Source organism: Flavobacterium sp. TAB 87 (assembly GCF_001529295.1).
Lineage (GTDB): Bacteria > Bacteroidota > Bacteroidia > Flavobacteriales > Flavobacteriaceae > Flavobacterium.
Genome location: NZ_LLWK01000032.1, coordinates 128,694 through 145,518, shown reverse-complemented (window position 1 = coordinate 145,518; position 16,825 = coordinate 128,694). Strand labels below are relative to the sequence as shown.

At 34.6% G+C, this 16,825-nt stretch carries 13 protein-coding genes and 1 pseudogene; 4 read left to right on the top strand and 10 right to left on the bottom strand.

Annotated features, from left to right (window positions below; all coding sequences use genetic code 11):
- Positions 1-51: 51 nt before the first annotated feature.
- The 4 genes from AP058_RS04525 to AP058_RS04510 all read right to left on the bottom strand — a co-directional run bounded on the left by AP058_RS04525 (position 52) and on the right by AP058_RS04510 (position 5,220).
- A complete protein-coding gene (locus tag AP058_RS04525; RefSeq protein WP_066307285.1) occupies positions 52-1,401 on the bottom strand; it encodes a TIGR00341 family protein in 1,350 nt (449 codons plus the stop codon).
- Positions 1,402-1,553: 152 nt separating this feature from the next.
- On the bottom strand, positions 1,554-2,321 hold the full coding sequence (locus AP058_RS04520; RefSeq protein WP_066307284.1) for a carboxypeptidase-like regulatory domain-containing protein: 768 nt from the start codon (positions 2,319-2,321) through the stop codon (positions 1,554-1,556).
- A gap of 194 nt (positions 2,322-2,515) precedes the next feature.
- The gene (locus tag AP058_RS04515) at positions 2,516-4,447 is read right to left on the bottom strand and encodes a DEAD/DEAH box helicase (protein WP_066307282.1); all 1,932 of its coding nucleotides are present in this window, start codon (positions 4,445-4,447) and stop codon (positions 2,516-2,518) included.
- Between the two features lie 194 nt (positions 4,448-4,641).
- Complete coding sequence (locus tag AP058_RS04510; protein WP_066307280.1) at positions 4,642-5,220, bottom strand: non-canonical purine NTP diphosphatase; 579 nt, start codon at positions 5,218-5,220, stop codon at positions 4,642-4,644.
- 86 nt (positions 5,221-5,306) lie between these two features.
- Here AP058_RS04510 and AP058_RS04505 point away from each other — a divergent pair.
- The 3 genes and pseudogenes from AP058_RS04505 to AP058_RS04495 all read left to right on the top strand — a co-directional run bounded on the left by AP058_RS04505 (position 5,307) and on the right by AP058_RS04495 (position 8,656).
- Positions 5,307-7,084 (top strand): annotated as a pseudogene (locus tag AP058_RS04505) (ABC transporter ATP-binding protein).
- Between the two features lie 109 nt (positions 7,085-7,193).
- A complete protein-coding gene (locus AP058_RS04500) occupies positions 7,194-7,640 on the top strand; it encodes a YhcH/YjgK/YiaL family protein (RefSeq protein ID WP_066307278.1) in 447 nt (148 codons plus the stop codon).
- 62 nt (positions 7,641-7,702) lie between these two features.
- On the top strand, positions 7,703-8,656 hold the full coding sequence (locus AP058_RS04495) for a CorA family divalent cation transporter (RefSeq protein ID WP_066307277.1): 954 nt from the start codon (positions 7,703-7,705) through the stop codon (positions 8,654-8,656).
- Between the two features lie 196 nt (positions 8,657-8,852).
- Here AP058_RS04495 and ald read toward each other — a convergent pair whose 3' ends face one another.
- Positions 8,853-9,974 (bottom strand): alanine dehydrogenase, encoded by a 1,122-nt coding sequence (gene ald, locus AP058_RS04490; protein WP_066307276.1) that lies wholly within the window; start codon positions 9,972-9,974, stop codon positions 8,853-8,855.
- 211 nt (positions 9,975-10,185) lie between these two features.
- Here ald and AP058_RS04485 point away from each other — a divergent pair, with 211 nt between their 5' ends.
- The gene (locus tag AP058_RS04485) at positions 10,186-10,644 is read left to right on the top strand and encodes an Lrp/AsnC family transcriptional regulator (protein WP_066307274.1); all 459 of its coding nucleotides are present in this window, start codon (positions 10,186-10,188) and stop codon (positions 10,642-10,644) included.
- A gap of 77 nt (positions 10,645-10,721) precedes the next feature.
- Here the strand turns inward: AP058_RS04485 and AP058_RS04480 are convergent, their stop codons facing one another.
- The 5 genes from AP058_RS04480 to AP058_RS04460 form a co-directional block, all read right to left on the bottom strand.
- Positions 10,722-13,193, bottom strand: coding sequence for a zinc-dependent metalloprotease (locus AP058_RS04480; protein ID WP_066307272.1), 2,472 nt, complete (start codon positions 13,191-13,193; stop codon positions 10,722-10,724).
- 146 nt (positions 13,194-13,339) lie between these two features.
- On the bottom strand, positions 13,340-14,626 hold the full coding sequence (hemL, locus tag AP058_RS04475; RefSeq protein WP_066307347.1) for a glutamate-1-semialdehyde 2,1-aminomutase: 1,287 nt from the start codon (positions 14,624-14,626) through the stop codon (positions 13,340-13,342).
- Between the two features lie 50 nt (positions 14,627-14,676).
- A complete protein-coding gene (locus AP058_RS04470) occupies positions 14,677-15,570 on the bottom strand; it encodes a glucosaminidase domain-containing protein (RefSeq protein ID WP_066307270.1) in 894 nt (297 codons plus the stop codon).
- On the bottom strand, positions 15,563-16,459 hold the full coding sequence (locus AP058_RS04465; protein WP_231739522.1) for a 1-aminocyclopropane-1-carboxylate deaminase/D-cysteine desulfhydrase: 897 nt from the start codon (positions 16,457-16,459) through the stop codon (positions 15,563-15,565). The genes AP058_RS04470 and AP058_RS04465 overlap by 8 nt, the downstream gene beginning before the upstream one ends.
- Before the next feature lie 3 nt (positions 16,460-16,462).
- The gene (locus AP058_RS04460; RefSeq protein WP_066307268.1) at positions 16,463-16,798 is read right to left on the bottom strand and encodes a hypothetical protein; all 336 of its coding nucleotides are present in this window, start codon (positions 16,796-16,798) and stop codon (positions 16,463-16,465) included.
- Positions 16,799-16,825: the final 27 nt, after the last annotated feature.

Genomic DNA, 16,825 nt, shown 5'->3' with positions numbered 1-16,825 from the left:
ATTTTTTCAATGTATAAAGCCCTTGTGAATTATAATTTACAAGGGCTTTTTTCATTTCTTTTGCTTGGCTTTTGTAATTTTTGAAATTGGCGACAGCGGTTGTCTGTAAATTTCGACCGAGTCTTTTGCCAATCTTATTTTCAACCAATCTTTCAGTCTTTTCGCTTTTTCGTTATCCATCGTTTCTGTACTTTGATACAACACAATCGGAATAATAACATCTTTTTTGTCTTTGTCTTTAATGGTGTAATTCCCTATCGATAAATTAGAAACGCTAGGAAAAAGAACTTCAGATTCTTTTATAATTAAATCATTATTAAATTGATAGCTTGATAATTGAGACCTTAGTTTATTAATGATAATGTCTTTTTTATCGACCATATCACGACTAGAATTGATTTTATTTAGGATGTCGTTTCCAATATTAAAGGTGTCTTGCTTAATAATCAATTGAGTATTTAATAAATTATAATCGATCAATCTCTTATTTAAATCCTTAATTTCTGTCTGATTGAATTTTTTAGAAAGAAAGGCTAGTTCAATTCGTTTTGGACTTTGGTTGTATTTTATGTTTTTATATATGATAGGATAATCATTATCGGTAAATTCTTGTTTTATAAAATTTTCAGTACGACTGTTGTATGATTTCTGAATAAATAATTGGTAAGCAAAATAGATACTTGGTACAATCATTAATAAGATCAGAATAGAAATACCATATTTAACTTGCTTTTTACGGGTTTCGTTTAGTTGTTCTTTTTGTGGATATTTTAGGTATTTTACAATGATGAATGTCGCAATACAAATGAACACACAATTAATCGTATAAAGATACATAGCTCCTAAAAAGTAGGAGATATTACCAAGAGCTAAGCCGTAACCGGCCGTACACAAAGGTGGCATTAAAGCTGTTGCAATGGCAACACCCGGAATAGGATTTCCTTTCTCGACTCTGGTAAATGCAATTACGCCTACTAATCCACCAAAGAAGGCTATTAAGATGTCGTAAATGTTAGGCGAAGTACGAGATAGTAATTCTGATTCGGCTTCTTTAAAAGGGCTGATATAGAAATAAAGTGTGGATATCGTTAAACTTACAATGGTTGCAATGAGTAAATTTTTTAATCCTTTTTTTAATAAGTCGGTATCGTACATTCCTAAACCAAAACCAGCACCAACAATTGGTCCCATTAAGGGTGAGATTAGCATGGCGCCAATAACAACCGCCGTGGAGTTGACATTTAAGCCGACCGAAGCAATTAGGATAGCACAAGCTAAAATCCAAAGATTTGATCCTCTAAAAGAGACAGCACTTGTTATATTTTCAACTACCTTTTTTTTGTCCTCTTCTCCTTTATGGAGATCCACAAAATTCAGCACCTTATTAATTTCATCTTTCATACAGAGCAATGTTTTTCCTCTAAAAAGAAGAAGAATTGTCAACTAAATTAAGTATTTATTCATTGAAATAACAATGAAAAGCAGATATTTTTAAATCATAAAAAAAGCCTTTAACCGGTTGGATTAAAGGCTTTTCAATTCTATTTTAGTGTTTAATTCTTTTTAAGAATTTTATATTCTTCATAACAACCGCTTATCGCATCCATAATTTGAAGATCATTAGCGTTTTGAATAAATGATTCAGAATAATTGCATCGTTGCAATATTTCAGGAATTTCGCTTTTGTCAATTCCCAGTAATACGGCTATCGTTTCGCGATCAAATTTTGTTTCTAGCAAATTACGGACGGTATCATCTTTGCGCATTTGTCTCAAGCGTTTCAACTCGGTTGGTTTTTTTCCGAAAAAATTATACAACATATCAGCAGGGTTAAAAATAGAACCCAATACTTTGCCGAACGCGCCTGGCGAATATTCTCCAGCTTCGTAGCCTTGCGTAAGACCAGAAATACTATAGCGATAATTTTCTTTAGTCGGAATTAATTTAGAATCTACTTCTAAATAACCTGTCAAACGAAACGGACTAATAACTACTTCTTCTAAAGCGATTGCTTTTTCGGTCAGTTGAATTCGAGTTACTTTGTTTTTTATCCAGTCATTAGTGACACGAACGCGTAACGATTGGTAGCCTAATAAGGAAAGGTGTAAGGTATCGCTCGCTTTTACATCAATTTCAAAATATCCTTTGATGTCGGTTTGGGCACCACGCACTTTATTGATGTTGATAATATTAACGTTTGGGATAGGCATTTTTGTTTCGTCACTTATTACAAATCCCGAAACTCGTTGGTCGTGGTCTGTTTCTTGAGCAAAACTAATTGTGGTAAAGGCCAATAAAAGGAAAACTACAAAATATTTCATAGACAGATTTAAGGTTTTAAAAGTACTAAATAGCAATTAGATAAAGGGCAGACTCCAACTATAATTATAAGAATATTAACAAACTAAAATTTCCTACAAGTTTACTGATTTTTTTAAAGTTTCGCTAAAAATAAAAATCCCAAATTCCATAACTAAATGAAATTTGGGATTTTATATAAATCTAGAAATTATAATTAATCTCTTCTTGGTCTTCTTGGTCTTGGTGCGTCACCAAAGCTTTCAGAACGTCTTGCTGGTCTTTCAGAAGAACCGCCTTCACGTCTTGGAGCGCTACTGCTGCTAGAAGCATTTCTGTCGCTTCTAAAACCACCTTCTCTTGGAGCTGATGAGTTTCTGTCGCTTCTAAAGCCGCCACCACCAGAACCTTCTCTTCTTGGAGCAAAACTACCTTCTCTTCTTGGAGCAGAACTTCTTCCACCACCAAATCCGCCGCCACCACCAGAACTTCTTCCGTTGTGATCACGTCTTCCGCCGCCACCGTCATTTTTAGAAATTTCAACATTAATACGACGTCCTTCTAATTGTACGTTGTTTAATACTTCCATAACTTTATCCGTATGCTCAGGATCAGTGTTAAAGAAAGAGAAACCTTCTTTTACGTCTACTTTAAAGACATCATCACGACCTAAGTCTAATGTTTCTTTCAAGTAATCTTTCAATGACATCCAGTCAAAATTATCTCTTGAACCAATGTTCACAAAATATCTTGTTGCACCGTTATTGTTGTTTTCTCTTGGAGCACCACCATCTCTATCATCACGTTCACGTCTTTCTCCACCTGATTGAGTAGAAATGTCTCTGTTTTTCTTGTAATAAGCAATAAAACGATTAAATTCTACAGAAACCATTTTCTTAATCAATTCTTCTTTAGATAAATCTTCAAGAACGCTGTTGATTGCAGGTAAATAGTTGTTGATTTCAGTATCAACTTCTGTATCCTTAATTTTAGTTGCTAAGTGCAATAATTGAATTTCACAGATTTCTATTCCAGAAGGAATAACTTTCTCTTCGAATTTTTGTTTAATTGTTCTTTCGATAGAAGAAATCTTACGCAATTCACTTTTAGTTACAATTACAATAGAAGTTCCTAATTTTCCTGCACGACCTGTACGGCCTGAACGGTGGTTATAGGTTTCTATTTCGTCCGGTAGCTGATAGTTTATAACGTGAGTAATACTGTCAACGTCAATTCCACGTGCAGCAACATCAGTAGCTACAAGCATTTGAATTTGTTTTCCACGGAACGATTTCATTACACCATCACGTTGCATTTGAGATAAATCTCCGTGCAAAGCAGCAGCGCTATAGCCATCTTCAACTAATTTTTCAGCGACAGCTTGTGTATCACGTTTTGTTCTACAAAAGATTACCGAAAAAATGTCTGGATTAGCGTCAGCAATACGTTTCAATGCTTCGTAACGATCACGAGCATTTACTAAATAGAATTCGTGAGAAACTGTTGAAGACCCTGAATTTTTAGTTCCAACCGTAATTTCGATCGGATCTTTCATAAATTGTTTTCCAATACGTGCTACTTCAGCAGGCATTGTTGCAGAGAATAACCATGTGTTTTTATCGTCTGGCGTCGTCGATAGGATGTTTACGATATCTTCGTAGAAACCCATGTTCAACATTTCGTCAGCCTCATCTAGAATACAATAGTTGATTTGAGATATGTTTACTAAACCTCTATTAATCATGTCTTGCATTCTTCCTGGAGTAGCTACAATAATTTGTGCACCTCTCTTAATGTCTCTCGCTTGGTCTGTTATGCTAGCTCCACCGTAAACTGCTACAACATTAATACCTTTTTCGTATTTAGCGTAGTTTTTAATTTCGTTGGTAATCTGCAAACAAAGTTCGCGTGTTGGAGATAAAATTAATGCTTGTGTGTTTCTGTTGTTGGCATCAATTTTCTGAATAACTGGAAAACCAAAAGCTGCCGTTTTCCCTGTCCCTGTCTGAGCCAACGCAACCATATCGATGTCTTTTTCCAATAATAGGGGAATCGCTTTCTCCTGTACTTCTGACGGATTTTCAAATCCTAGATCTGCAACCGCCTTCAGTAACGATTCACTCAATCCTAATTGTTCAAATTTATTCATATGTATTTTTAAAATAGGGTGCAAAATTACCTAAATTAATTCAAATAAACTAATACATATTTAAGAAATATCTGTTTATTGTGATTTGATTCTCAAATGGTTATCTTTTTATTGCTGAAATAAGAGTCCCATTTTAAATAAATAAACGTCTTGAATTATAAACTTTACCACCTTAATTGTTGTATTTTAAACAATTATTCCGTTTCATTCAAAAATGCGATCAATTGTTGGGTAGCTTTTGCACGATGACTTATTTTGTTTTTTACTGCTATAGATAATTCGGCAAAGGTTTCGCTATAAGCAGTCGGCTGAAAAATAGGATCATACCCAAAGCCTTGCGTTCCTTTTTTCTCCTTTATAATTGTTCCATTGGCAATTCCAGTAAAAAGTTGTTGCTTTCCATTGATGTTCAGCGCAATTACGGTCTTAAACTGTGCATTTCTATTCTCGCTTTTTTCTAAAGAAGATAATAATTTGTCCATATTGTCGTCAGCGTTTTTTTGCTCCCCAGCGTATCTTGCAGAATAAACGCCAGGTTCGCCATTTAAAGCTTCTACTTCTAAGCCAGTATCATCTGCAAAACAATCGTAGCCATACTTTTCGGTTACATAATTGGCTTTCAATATAGCATTTCCTTCTATTGTATCTGCCGTTTCTGGTATTTCTTCGGTGCATCCTATAGCTTCTAAACTTAAAATCGAAATATTATCTGGAAGCATTTTCTGAATTTCAATAATTTTATTGCTGTTGTTTGAGGCGAATACAAGTTTCATAAATATGAGTTTAGGTGAATTTCTAATTAGAAAAAACAAATTTAGAATCTTATATTTGATATGATTGAATAATAATTTAAAATTAAATGCAGCTTTCCCTTTTATATAAAAAAATCAAACCATTCGTAAAGCCATACAAAAATATGGTAATTGCCACATTGCTTTTGACTTTTTTAGGTTCATTTGCCGCGCAAGTGAATGCCGTAATATTAAAATATACCGTAGATACCATTAGTGACTTGATGGTGGCTCGTGAACCATTATCCAAAGGTTTTCATTTGTTAGGCATTATAAGTATTGTTCTGCTCTGCAAAGAATTGATTTATTCGGTGGTGCAGTTTGGTCAAAAATTTTATGGCGAAAAACTCCGAATTTTTATCACACGAGATATTTCGCAAACTATAGTCGAAAAAATTCTTAGCTACCGCATGGAGTTCTATAGTTCGACTGAAAACGAAAGTGGGAAATTGCAAACGCGAATCGATTTGGGAATTAGCAGTTTAACGCGATTGGTACAAAACTTTTTTATTGATATTTTTCCATTGTTCGCTAATGCCTTTGTGGCTTTGCTGTTAATGTTCTACGCCAATTTTTATGTCGGTTTGGTTAGCTTGTGTATCATTCCTATTTATTTTTACGTCAGTCAGATGCAAGCCAAAAAATTAAGTGGTTTTAGACGCGGAATGCGCAATTATCGGGAAACTAAAAATAACGGAATCATCAGTTTAATTGATTCAATAACAGTTATAAAATCCTTTGTAAGAGAACCAGCGGAAGCTGGTCGCCATCAAAAAATTCAATATGAAATGACCGAAAATCAATTGGCAACGCGCAAGACAAGTTTCATTTTTGAAAGTGTTAAAGGGTTTATAGAACAAATAGGTTTGGTCATTATCATTATTTTATCTTCTTATTTCGTACTTAATAATACTATGACCATTGGGGCAATTATGTTTCATATCATGCTGTTTAACAATGTTTCTTCGCCCATCAGGCAATTGCACCGTATTTATGATGAAGTAAATGATGCACTAATTTATTCGGAAGGCTTTTTTGATATTTTAGAATCGGATCATGAAAAAGAAACGAGTGGCGATTTATTCCAGAAAAAATTGTCGGTCTTATTGAAGTTAAAAATGTCAATTTTACGTATCCAAATGGTACCAAGGCATTGTCAGCTATAAATTTCACCATTAAACCAAACGAGACTAGCGCTTTGGTTGGATTGAGTGGCGCTGGAAAAAGTACCATTATTAATTTGTTGGATAAGTTCTATTTGCCATCTTCAGGTAATATCTATTTGGACGGTGTGGATTTGAATGCCTACAACACTGATTTCCTTCGAAAAAACATTGGCTTGGTTTTGCAGAAAAACCATATTTTTAAAGGCACCATTGCAGAAAATATTTTATATGGAAATCCAAACGCATCACAATTAGAAGTGATAGCGGCAGCCAAGCAAGCGTACATTCATGAGCAAATTGTTAATTTGCCAAAAGGTTATGATTCCGAAGCTAATTCACTTTCTGGAGGACAGCAGCAACGCATCGCCATTGCAAGATTATTTTTAAAAAATCCGCCCATAATTTTCTTAGATGAACCTACCGCAAGTCTAGATGCAATAGCTACCGAACAAATTAAAAAATCGCTTGATGCAATTAAAAAAGACCGGACGGTAATTATCATTTCGCACAGTATTTCGCAAATTATTGATGCCTCAAATATCATTGTTTTAGAAAAAGGAAGTTGTGTAGAACAAGGAACACACGAGCAACTGTATGATAATAAATCGGTTTATTATGAAATTTTTACTGCGATGGCCAATAGTTTAAATATTGATAAAATCACACAGACGTTTGATTAGCATAAAAGCCAAATATATAACCAATCCTATATTTAAAAAGCGCTAGTAAAAATTAAACATTATTTTTACAGCAGTAAAAAGTTTAAATTATAATAATAGCATTCAAATTATGATTATAGATTACATAGAAAATTCGGCTCGATATGAAGTGTTGCATCCTTCTTTTAAAATTGTTTTTGATTATTTAAAGCAAATTGACAAAGCAGCTTTAGATGGTTTAGAAGATGATAAAGCAGGTGTAAAAATGTTTGCATATAAAGGAGAGGGAAAAACGAGAGCAGCGAGTTTAGAAACATTTGAATGCCATGATAAAAATATCGACATTCAGTTTTGCATTAGCGGAAGCGAAGGTTTTTTATGGAAGCCCAGAGCAAACTGTGAGCAGCCAAAAGGAGACTATAATGACGAAAAAGATGTTCGTTTTTTTAATGACTTGCCCGATACTTATTTTGAATTGCAAGCGAACCAATTCGTTATCTTTTTTCCAGAAGATGTGCATGCTCCTATGATTAGCAACAGTAATTTAGATAAAATAGTGGTAAAGGTTTTAGTTTAGATGATGGCTGAAATACTAAAATAAAAGCGGCGCTGAACGAATTCTAAATTAAAAAAAATACAATGATCGAAATTTTATTAAAAAATAAAAAATTTATAAAGGCACAAACTGTTGACGAGATTCCACTTTCTAGTTTGGACTTTCATGTCATGCAGTTTTTGGATTATGGAAATACAGAAACCCAATGGTTGGAGAAAAATTTTGGTCTTGATTTTACGATAATGAAGCATTATGAAGATATCGAAATTAGTTCGCACTTTTTAGAAAATGACAAGCAAGCAGCGTTTCACTTTTCGCTTCCTTTTTATAATGATGAAAAGAAAATAATTGAACAGCCAATCTTTATTATTATTTCTCACGAAGGATTATTTTTATTTTCGAGTTCTAAATTGGACAATTTTTTGAATAAAACCTATGCGAATAAATTTCGATCATTGAGGGAATTAGGACAAACAGCCGCTATTTTTGAATTTCAATTTGGATTTATATCTGATTATTTTGCCGATATTACGGAAAGTTTAAGTCGTAAAATTAAAGCATTAGCTAGTACTGTTTTGATCGAAAAGAAGTTTGCAAACAATGAAATGGATAGTATTACCGAATACAACTTTAGTAATTTGTTGGTTAAAGAATTACTCATTGAAACCACTCGAGTATTTAGGATGTATTTAAAGAGTAATTGGGAACAAAAAATGGATCTAAAAGAAAGTATCAGAAACGACTTGAATGATTTGGCGGTAGTTTCCGATTATATTCAATTTAATTTTGATCGATTAGATGATCTAAAAGAAAATATTTCGAGTAAGATTAACTTAGAGCAGAATCATATTTTTAAAATGCTGACGGTTGCAACTGTCTGTATTTCGTTACCGACGCTAATTGCAGGGATCTACGGAATGAACTTTGAAGAAATGCCAGAGCTTAAAAATTATTATGGCTATCCAGTCGTATTGTTGGCCATGTTGTTTGCAGCAATTCTTCCGTTTATCTATTTTAAGAGAAAAAGATGGCTGTAGTTGAAGTGAGAAAGAGGTAGAGGTAGAGGTAGAGGTAGAGGTAGAGGTAGAGGTAGAGGTAGAGAGTCGTCTACGTAAGATTTCGGAGCTGTTTTTCTAAACGAAAGTGAAGAATTTAGAAAGCACGTCATAGCATAAAAAAAGCCCATCAATTAAGAGATGGGCTTTTTTAGGTGTAGTAAGCACTTATATAGATTTATAGCTCAGGCTCTAAAACTAATTCTTCGTCGAATGGTAAGTCAAAAGCTTCAGCAACTTGTCTGTAAACAATTTTACCATTAGCAACATTCAATCCTTTTTTTAATTCTAAATTTTCTGCACATGCTTTTCTCCATCCTTTTTTTGCTAATTGCAAAATGTAAGGTAAAGTAGCATTGGTTAAGGCAAGGGTAGAAGTATAGGGTACAGCACCTGGCATATTCGCCACGCAATAGTGTACTATATCATCAATAATAAACGTTGGGTCTTCGTGTGTAGTTGGTTTGCAAGTTTCTATACAGCCACCTTGATCGACAGCCACATCTACTAAAACAGTTCCAGGGCGCATGTCTTTTAACATGGCACGTGAAATTAAAGTAGGCGCTTTTGCTCCAGGAATTAATACCGCTCCAATAATTAAATCAGATTCTTTAATTGCTTTTTGTATGTTGTAGCTATTAGACATAACCGTGATTACATTGGCAGGCATGATTTCTGAAAGTTGACGCAAACGGGGCAAACTAACATCCATAATTGTAACCTGTGCTCCAAGTCCAGCAGCCATTTTTGCAGCTTGTGTTCCCACAATTCCACCACCTAAAATCAATACTCTACCTGGTTCTACTCCAGGAACGCCTCCTAAAAGAACACCTCTTCCTTTTAATGGTTTCTCTAAGTATTTTGCACCTTCTTGTATAGACATACGTCCAGCTACTTCAGACATTGGTATTAATAATGGTAAGCTTCTGTCTGGTTTTTCAACAGTTTCATAAGCCAAACATACCGATTGACTTTTGATCATCGCATGTGTTAATGCTTCCGAAGAGGCGAAGTGAAAATAAGTAAACAATAGTTGGTCTTTTTTTACCAAATCATATTCAGATGCAATAGGCTCTTTAACCTTAACAATCATTTCGGCAATAGCATATACTTGCTCGATTGTACCTAAAATTTGAGCTCCGCAAGCAATATATTCTTGATCGCTAAATCCGCTACCTTCTCCTGCTGTTGTCTGAACGTAAACTTCGTGACCGTTTTTTTTCAATTCCGCCACACCTGCTGGAGTTAGAGCTACACGGTTTTCGTTGTTCTTGATTTCTTTTGGAACACCTACTATCATAATTTCTGAATTTTGGTTATTTGTTTAACTAGAATACAAATGTATGGATACACGTTAAAAAAATGATTTTTGCATTGTAATAAAGAAAATATTATTTATTTTTGAGGTTTTTGCACAAAAAACTTCTTTTTTTTGCTTTATTTGTAACTCAGAAAAGAAAAAATGACTGAAATTTAACGTTCGACGTGTATCCTAAAACTTTCTTTTTACTATGATTTTAGACGAAACTGACAAAAAAATCCTACGTCTCTTGCAAGAAGATGCGCACGTGACCTTAAAAGATATTGCGAACCAAATTAATCTCTCTTTGACGCCGGTTCACGACCGAGTGAAGCGTTTGGAAAAAGAGGGAATTATAGAAAAGTATGTGTCTATCTTAAATAAAAAAAAACTTGGTAAAAACTTAACGGTTTACTGCCAAGTGACTTTAAATAAACAAACGTATGATGTTTCGGAAGCGTTTAATCAGGCTGTCTTAAATTTACCTGAAGTGGTAGAATGTAATTTTGTGTCGGGAAATTTTGATTATATGCTGAAGATTATTCTTCCAGACATGGAAAGTTATCACAATTTTCATCAGAAGAAATTATCAGTTCTTCCCGCAGTTTCAACAATAAACACAGTTTTTGTAATTTCTGAAATAAAAAGCACTACCGTTATTGCTATTTAAACTGTACTATTAATAAAAAAAAGGATTCCTATTTACATTAAAGTAGATAGAAATCCTTTTTTTATTGAACAATAGTTTTATCTCGGATTCAGTATCAAATCAATTCTTTTGATGCAATCTTCATAGTGATACTTGGCCTCGGGATTCGTTGTTTTCGTTTTAGCAGCAGTCAAAGTATTTTTTAAACCATTTAATTCTCCGCGAACCAAAGGTCTTACTTCAGATTGAGATACTTTGTAGTAGTCTCGAGATTTGTCTGATTTAATTTCTTCAGTCATTAAGTACTGCATTCTTTCGATGTACGCACGTTGTAAATTTCTTCGATATAAAGTTGGTGTTGTTCCTGCGTTTGCTTCTTTCCAAATTCCTGTTCTCATATCTCGCAATAAGTTTAAGGCCGAGTAATTGTTCGAGCCAACAATCTCGGCGTCAATTAAGCGCCCAATTCTTTCAAAACTTAATAAATTATTTAAATGACGAACTTGCAAACCTCTAAACAAGTCGGAGTTGCCAGCATACTCTGTATTTTTTAAAGTATTTACATCTACTATCCAAGTAGGAGACGCGAAAGCATTGCTTTGTAACCACGCCATTGCTTCTTGCTGTTTTGCTTTGGGAACTACCTCGTACACATTTCCAGCTTGATTCGGATTTTTAGTATTCTCATACACTCCGCCGACATTCGTAACCACATGGCCAACATAACGACTCCAAACACTTAATAATTCATCGTATAATTCGCCTAAATCATCGTAGCTATTGGTTGCTTTGCTCGTCCATTCAGGTAAATGTTTCGCAACGTATTCTAAATTTTTTAAACCGTACATGCTTGCTTTCATCGAGTTATTTCCGATATCTTCTGTTTGAGAAGTAGGATCGAAGGAGCTGCTTTGTTTTCCATATTTATAAATTGGATCTCCGGCTTTTTCTAAAATCCATTTGTCCAAAGTCTCTTTTTCGTCATTGATAGATTGAGTATTCGGAATTACGCGATAGCCCCAGTTGAGAGCATAGTGATCGTAAGGTCCCATTTGTCTAATGAAACGAATGTTTTTATCCTCTGGCTGCGCAATGTAATTGTAGCGCGCGTAATCCATAATACTGGCTGCTATTCCGTTTTTCTGCGTAAAGTCGCCATTTCTATAACTTTCAACGTCATACGCAGAACTAGCACCCATATTGTGAGGGAAACCCAAAGCGTGACCAACTTCGTGTGCGATAACCATTCGCATCATTTCGCCCATTTCTTCATCACTAGTTTCTAGGGTTCTTGCCGAAGGATTGGCAGCTCCCGTTTCTAATAAATATCTATTACGATAGGAACGTAAGTGATTGTGGTACCAAATAACATCACTTTCGATAATTTCGCCTGTTCTTGGGTCAGAAACACTTGGTCCAACAGCATTTCTAGTAGTGCTTGCTACGTAGCGAATTACAGAATAACGAATGTCTTCCGGACTAAAATCGGGATCTTCTTCTTTACTTGGTGCATCTTTAGCAATAATTGCGTTTTTAAAACCCGCTGTTTCAAAAGGTTTTTGCCATTCTTCAATTCCTTGCTTGATGTATTTTCGAAGTTTTTCTGGTGTCGCAGGGTCTAAATAATAAACAATCGGTTTGATTGGCTCTACCAATTCACGTTTAGCATAAGCCACAGGATCTTTAGGTTCTAATCTCCAACGACGAATGTATGTTTTAAGGTCAGATTTTAGTTCGTTGCTTCCATAATCGTATTGACTCACCGTAAAATAACCGACTCTTTTATCAGCTAGTCTTGGTTTCATAGGATTTTCTGGCAGTAAGATCATCGACTGATTCATTTGTATACTAATCGATTCTGTGTCTTGCAAAACGGGTGGTTTTGACGCGTTGTAAGTCATGTCCTGAATAATTTCAATATTCATCGGAAAACTTTTCATACTGTTGATGAAGCTACGAGAATCGTCTAAGCCTTTTACTTTGTATGTTTCACGCATCTCTGCAGAAATGCCGCTGATTGCTTTTACATCAGAACTATAAAATTTAGTAACATCAATAACAGTGTTGGATGAATCTTTGCTGAAAGCTACAATATCAAAAGCAAAAAGTGTCGGTTCGTAATTATTGGCTTTTACAGAAATACTAATTGGCAAACTATCATGTGCAACTGCTTGGTACGATTTTGATTTAATTAAAATCTTGTCTTGGTAACGTTCCCAAGTTACTAATTGCTCGTTGGTTTCAGATCCTGCATTTACGTATCCACCACCCAAATTAGAAGGTAATTTTGAGATGCGACTTACCAAAAGCATGTCTTTATTTAAGTATTTATTCGGAATTTCAAAGTAAAATTTTTTATCTACTTTGTGTATGGTGAATAAACCTTCATCAGAAACTGCCGCCTTGGTAATTACTTTATTGTATTCCTTAATTGTTACTTCAGGTTTTTTTTCTGGAGGCGGAATTACTTCTTCCTGTTTTTTCGATTTTTTGTTTTTTGATTGCGCAAAATTGGTTGTTGGTGCCAGTAAAATAGCTCCTAAAAACATGTATAGTATAAATTTGTTCATAAATTACGGATTTGGTTATCTAGTTGACAAAAATATATTTAGCGTTGATAGAATTGTTTTTTATTCATTTAATTAACGATTAATTAACAAAAAAAAGGATTACTTCTTAAGAAGTAATCCTTTTTTAATACTAGAATGCTGTTATCTTAAAAAGTTTTCGAAACTTTGTCAATGGCTTCTATCGTAAAATCTAGATCCTCGTAGCTCAACGCATCCGATATAAACCAAGTTTCATAAGCAGAAGGCGCAATATAAATTCCTTCATCTAACAAACCGTGAAAGAACTTTTTGAAGGTCTCGTTGTCACCTTTTGCAGCAGATTTAAAATCAGTCACTGGATTTTCATCAAAGTGAACCGAAATCATAGAACCAATCGTATTTATTGTAAATGCAATATCATTTGCTTTTAAAACAGCGTCAATTCCTTTAGCCAAATAACTTGTTTTATCTGCTAAACGGGTAAAGATAGCTGCATCTTTATTTAATTCTTGCAACATCGTCAAACCTGCAGCCATAGCCAGCGGATTTCCAGATAATGTTCCTGCTTGGTAAACTGGACCTAAAGGAGCCAAATAATTCATTATTTCGGTACGAGCGGCAAAAGCACCAACCGGCAAACCACCACCAATTACTTTACCGAAACAAACAATATCAGCATCAATACGTAGTAACTCTTGCGCACCGCCTTTAGCCAATCTAAAACCAGTCATCACTTCGTCAAAAATTAATAAAATGTTGTTGGCGGTACACAATTCACGGAGTCCTTCTAAAAATCCTTTATTAGGAGGAATGCAACCCATATTTCCTGCAACAGGTTCAATGATAATCGCTGCAATTTCATCTGGGTTAGCGGCAATTAATGCTTTTACATTTTCTAGATCATTATACGTAGCAAGTAAGGTGTCTTTTGCAGTTCCTTCGGTTACTCCAGGACTGTTTGGGCTGCCAAAAGTAACGGCGCCACTTCCGGCTTGAATCAAAAACGAATCAGAATGTCCGTGGTAGCAACCAGCAAATTTTATAAATTTATCTTTTTTTGTAAAACCTCTAGCCAATCGAATTGCGCTCATACACGCTTCGGTTCCAGAGTTTACAAAACGAATTTTATCGATATTTGGAACCATAGCAATCGCTAATGCAGCAATTTGAGTTTCTAGTTCTGTTGGCATTCCAAATGAAGTTCCTAGTTTGGCTTTTTCAATGACAGCAGTAACAACGGGCTCGTAAGCATGACCTAAAATCATCGGTCCCCAAGAGTTGATGTAATCAATCAAGCGGTTTCCATCTTCATCATACATATAAGCACCTTTGGCACTTTTTACAAAAATAGGTGTTCCTCCAACGGCTTTAAAAGCTCTTACAGGCGAATTTACTCCACCAGGGATTACTTGTTCTGCTTCAGCAAAAAGCTGACTACTTCTTTGATATTTCATTTTTTGGAAATCTTTTTTATTGAAGATGCCGATAGGCATGACATTTAATTTTATTTTACTACTAACCTTTGTCCGATTGAAATCGTATTATCATTAAGGTTATTGCTTTTCTTTATCTCGTCAATCAGTATATTGAATTTTTTTGAAATTGAATATAGTGTATCGCCTTTTTGCACTTCGTAATACGAGAAGTTTGGATTTTCTGGCACTGAGGTGTAAGCCGCAATAACACTTTGACTTTGGCTAAAATCATATTTATTGCCCAAAACCAAAGCATCGTATTGGTCTAATTTATAGCGCTCAATATAGCTCATTAATTTGTCTGGATACTTAGGATCTGTTGCATATCCCGCAGCACGTAATCCTTTGGCCCACGCTTTGTAATCATCTTTTTTATAATCGAATAACGTTGCGTATCTTTTTTTACCAGTAAGAAACAAGGCATGATCGCGGTAAGATTCTGAAGGATCGTTGTATTTTCTAAAGCATTCTTGAGCCGAATCATCGTCGTGGCGAACACTATCTCCTGCCCAGTCTTTATGACACTTTATACCAAAATGGTTGTTAGATCGCACAGCCAAGTCTCCTTTTCCAGCTCCAGATTCTAAAATTCCTTGTGCCAAAATGATGCTTGCAGGAATTCCGTACGTTTTCATATTGCCCATAGCTACATTTTTATAAGCATAAATGTAATGGTCAATTATATCGTTAGAAACTACTGTTCTCGAAGTGGATTCAATTACTTCGTTTTCCGCTTTTCGTTTGTTATTGTGAGAATCAAAATTCTTTGAATCGGGTTTTTTATACGATGCCTTTTTAGTAGTTTGTACCACAGTTCTTTGTTTAGTAGGTGCAGCGTTTTTACTGGTTACAATAGCGGGTTTACTAGCATGACAGCTTACTAAACAGATTGCAATTAAGAGCAATAGGATTTTTTTATACATTGGTAGTAAGTATTGGTAATTTCTTCTTTTTTAATTTCTGATTCATTCCTTCTATTCCTTGCAAACCGCCAGTATGAATCAATAATATTTGTGAATTTTCGGCAAAATAACCTTTGTGAATTAAGTCTATAACGCCAAAAACCATTTTTCCAGTATAAATTGGATCGATCGGAATTTCTGTTTTGCTAAAAAAACTATTCATGAACTGAATTAATTCTTCAGAAATTTTACCATAACCACCAAAATGATAGTCATTTATCAATTTCCAACCCGTATTAGATGCAAAAATACGAATTTCATCTTGTAAAAAGTCTCCTTTTAACGCTGGAAAGCCTAAAATTTTTTGATGTGGTAAGGCACTTTTAATAATTCCCGCAATCGTTCCACCTGTTCCGACGGCGCAACAAACATAATCAAATTTAGAATCTTCGGTTGTTAAAATTTCTTCACACCCTTTAACTGCCAATTCATTTGTGCCACCTTCCGGGATCAAATAGAAAGCACCAAATTCCTTTTTCAAGTGATCTAAATAATTATTTTCATGCTTATGACGGTACGCTTCACGCGAAATAAATTTAAATTGCATACCGCATTCTTGAGCAAACTTTAAAGTAGGATTGTTATTTATTTGATCTCGCAATTCATCTCCACGAATGATTCCAATTGTTTTAAAACCCTGCTCTTTTCCTGCATAAGCAACCGCTGCGATATGATTAGAAAACGCACCACCAAAAGTAAGTATAGTATTTTGTTGCTCTATTTTGGCCTGAAGTAAATTGTATTTTAATTTTCTAAATTTATTTCCCGAAACAAAAGGATGCAATAAATCTTCCCTTTTCATAAAGAGATTAATGCCATTTGGTAAATCAAGTTTGATTTGCTGATTCAAAATTTAATCGTTTTTTAAGTACTTCAAAAAAGCAAAAGCCTTTCTGTTTTTTAAATATAATAAATGAGTTTCATTGTGGTAAGCTTCTCGCTCAAAACTAATATTTCGGTAGCCTAAATGAACGTTTTTGTATTGTACGCATCGAAATATAAATTCGATAAAATACCATATAAAAAAAGGTACAATTAGTAATTCGAGTTGTTGTTTTAAATGAATTTTTTCGTGAGTGATAAAAATCATATTCGTTTTGTCTTCTTGATTCTTAAGTAAGACAAAAGGGAAAATAGTCATTCCGCGATATCCTTTCGGAATTAAATATTTAGCATGAATTAGATACATTGACCGTAAAGTTTGTAAATTTGGGCA

What these genes read in the sequence shown, in the direction of transcription:
- hemL (WP_066307347.1), bottom strand. Translation starts at nt 14,626, where the DNA reads ATGAAATATCAAAGAAGTAGTCAGCTTTTTGCTGAAGCAGAACAAGTA.
- AP058_RS04510 (WP_066307280.1), bottom strand. Translation starts at nt 5,220, where the DNA reads ATGAAACTTGTATTCGCCTCAAACAACAGCAATAAAATTATTGAAATT.
- AP058_RS04485 (WP_066307274.1), top strand. Translation starts at nt 10,186, where the DNA reads ATGATTTTAGACGAAACTGACAAAAAAATCCTACGTCTCTTGCAAGAA.
- AP058_RS04525 (WP_066307285.1), bottom strand. Translation starts at nt 1,401, where the DNA reads ATGAAAGATGAAATTAATAAGGTGCTGAATTTTGTGGATCTCCATAAA.
- ald (WP_066307276.1), bottom strand. Translation starts at nt 9,974, where the DNA reads ATGATAGTAGGTGTTCCAAAAGAAATCAAGAACAACGAAAACCGTGTA.
- AP058_RS04480 (WP_066307272.1), bottom strand. Translation starts at nt 13,193, where the DNA reads ATGAACAAATTTATACTATACATGTTTTTAGGAGCTATTTTACTGGCA.
- AP058_RS04500 (WP_066307278.1), top strand. Translation starts at nt 7,194, where the DNA reads ATGATTATAGATTACATAGAAAATTCGGCTCGATATGAAGTGTTGCAT.
- AP058_RS04515 (WP_066307282.1), bottom strand. Translation starts at nt 4,447, where the DNA reads ATGAATAAATTTGAACAATTAGGATTGAGTGAATCGTTACTGAAGGCG.
- AP058_RS04520 (WP_066307284.1), bottom strand. Translation starts at nt 2,321, where the DNA reads ATGAAATATTTTGTAGTTTTCCTTTTATTGGCCTTTACCACAATTAGT.
- AP058_RS04460 (WP_066307268.1), bottom strand. Translation starts at nt 16,798, where the DNA reads ATGTATCTAATTCATGCTAAATATTTAATTCCGAAAGGATATCGCGGA.
- AP058_RS04470 (WP_066307270.1), bottom strand. Translation starts at nt 15,570, where the DNA reads ATGTATAAAAAAATCCTATTGCTCTTAATTGCAATCTGTTTAGTAAGC.
- AP058_RS04495 (WP_066307277.1), top strand. Translation starts at nt 7,703, where the DNA reads ATGATCGAAATTTTATTAAAAAATAAAAAATTTATAAAGGCACAAACT.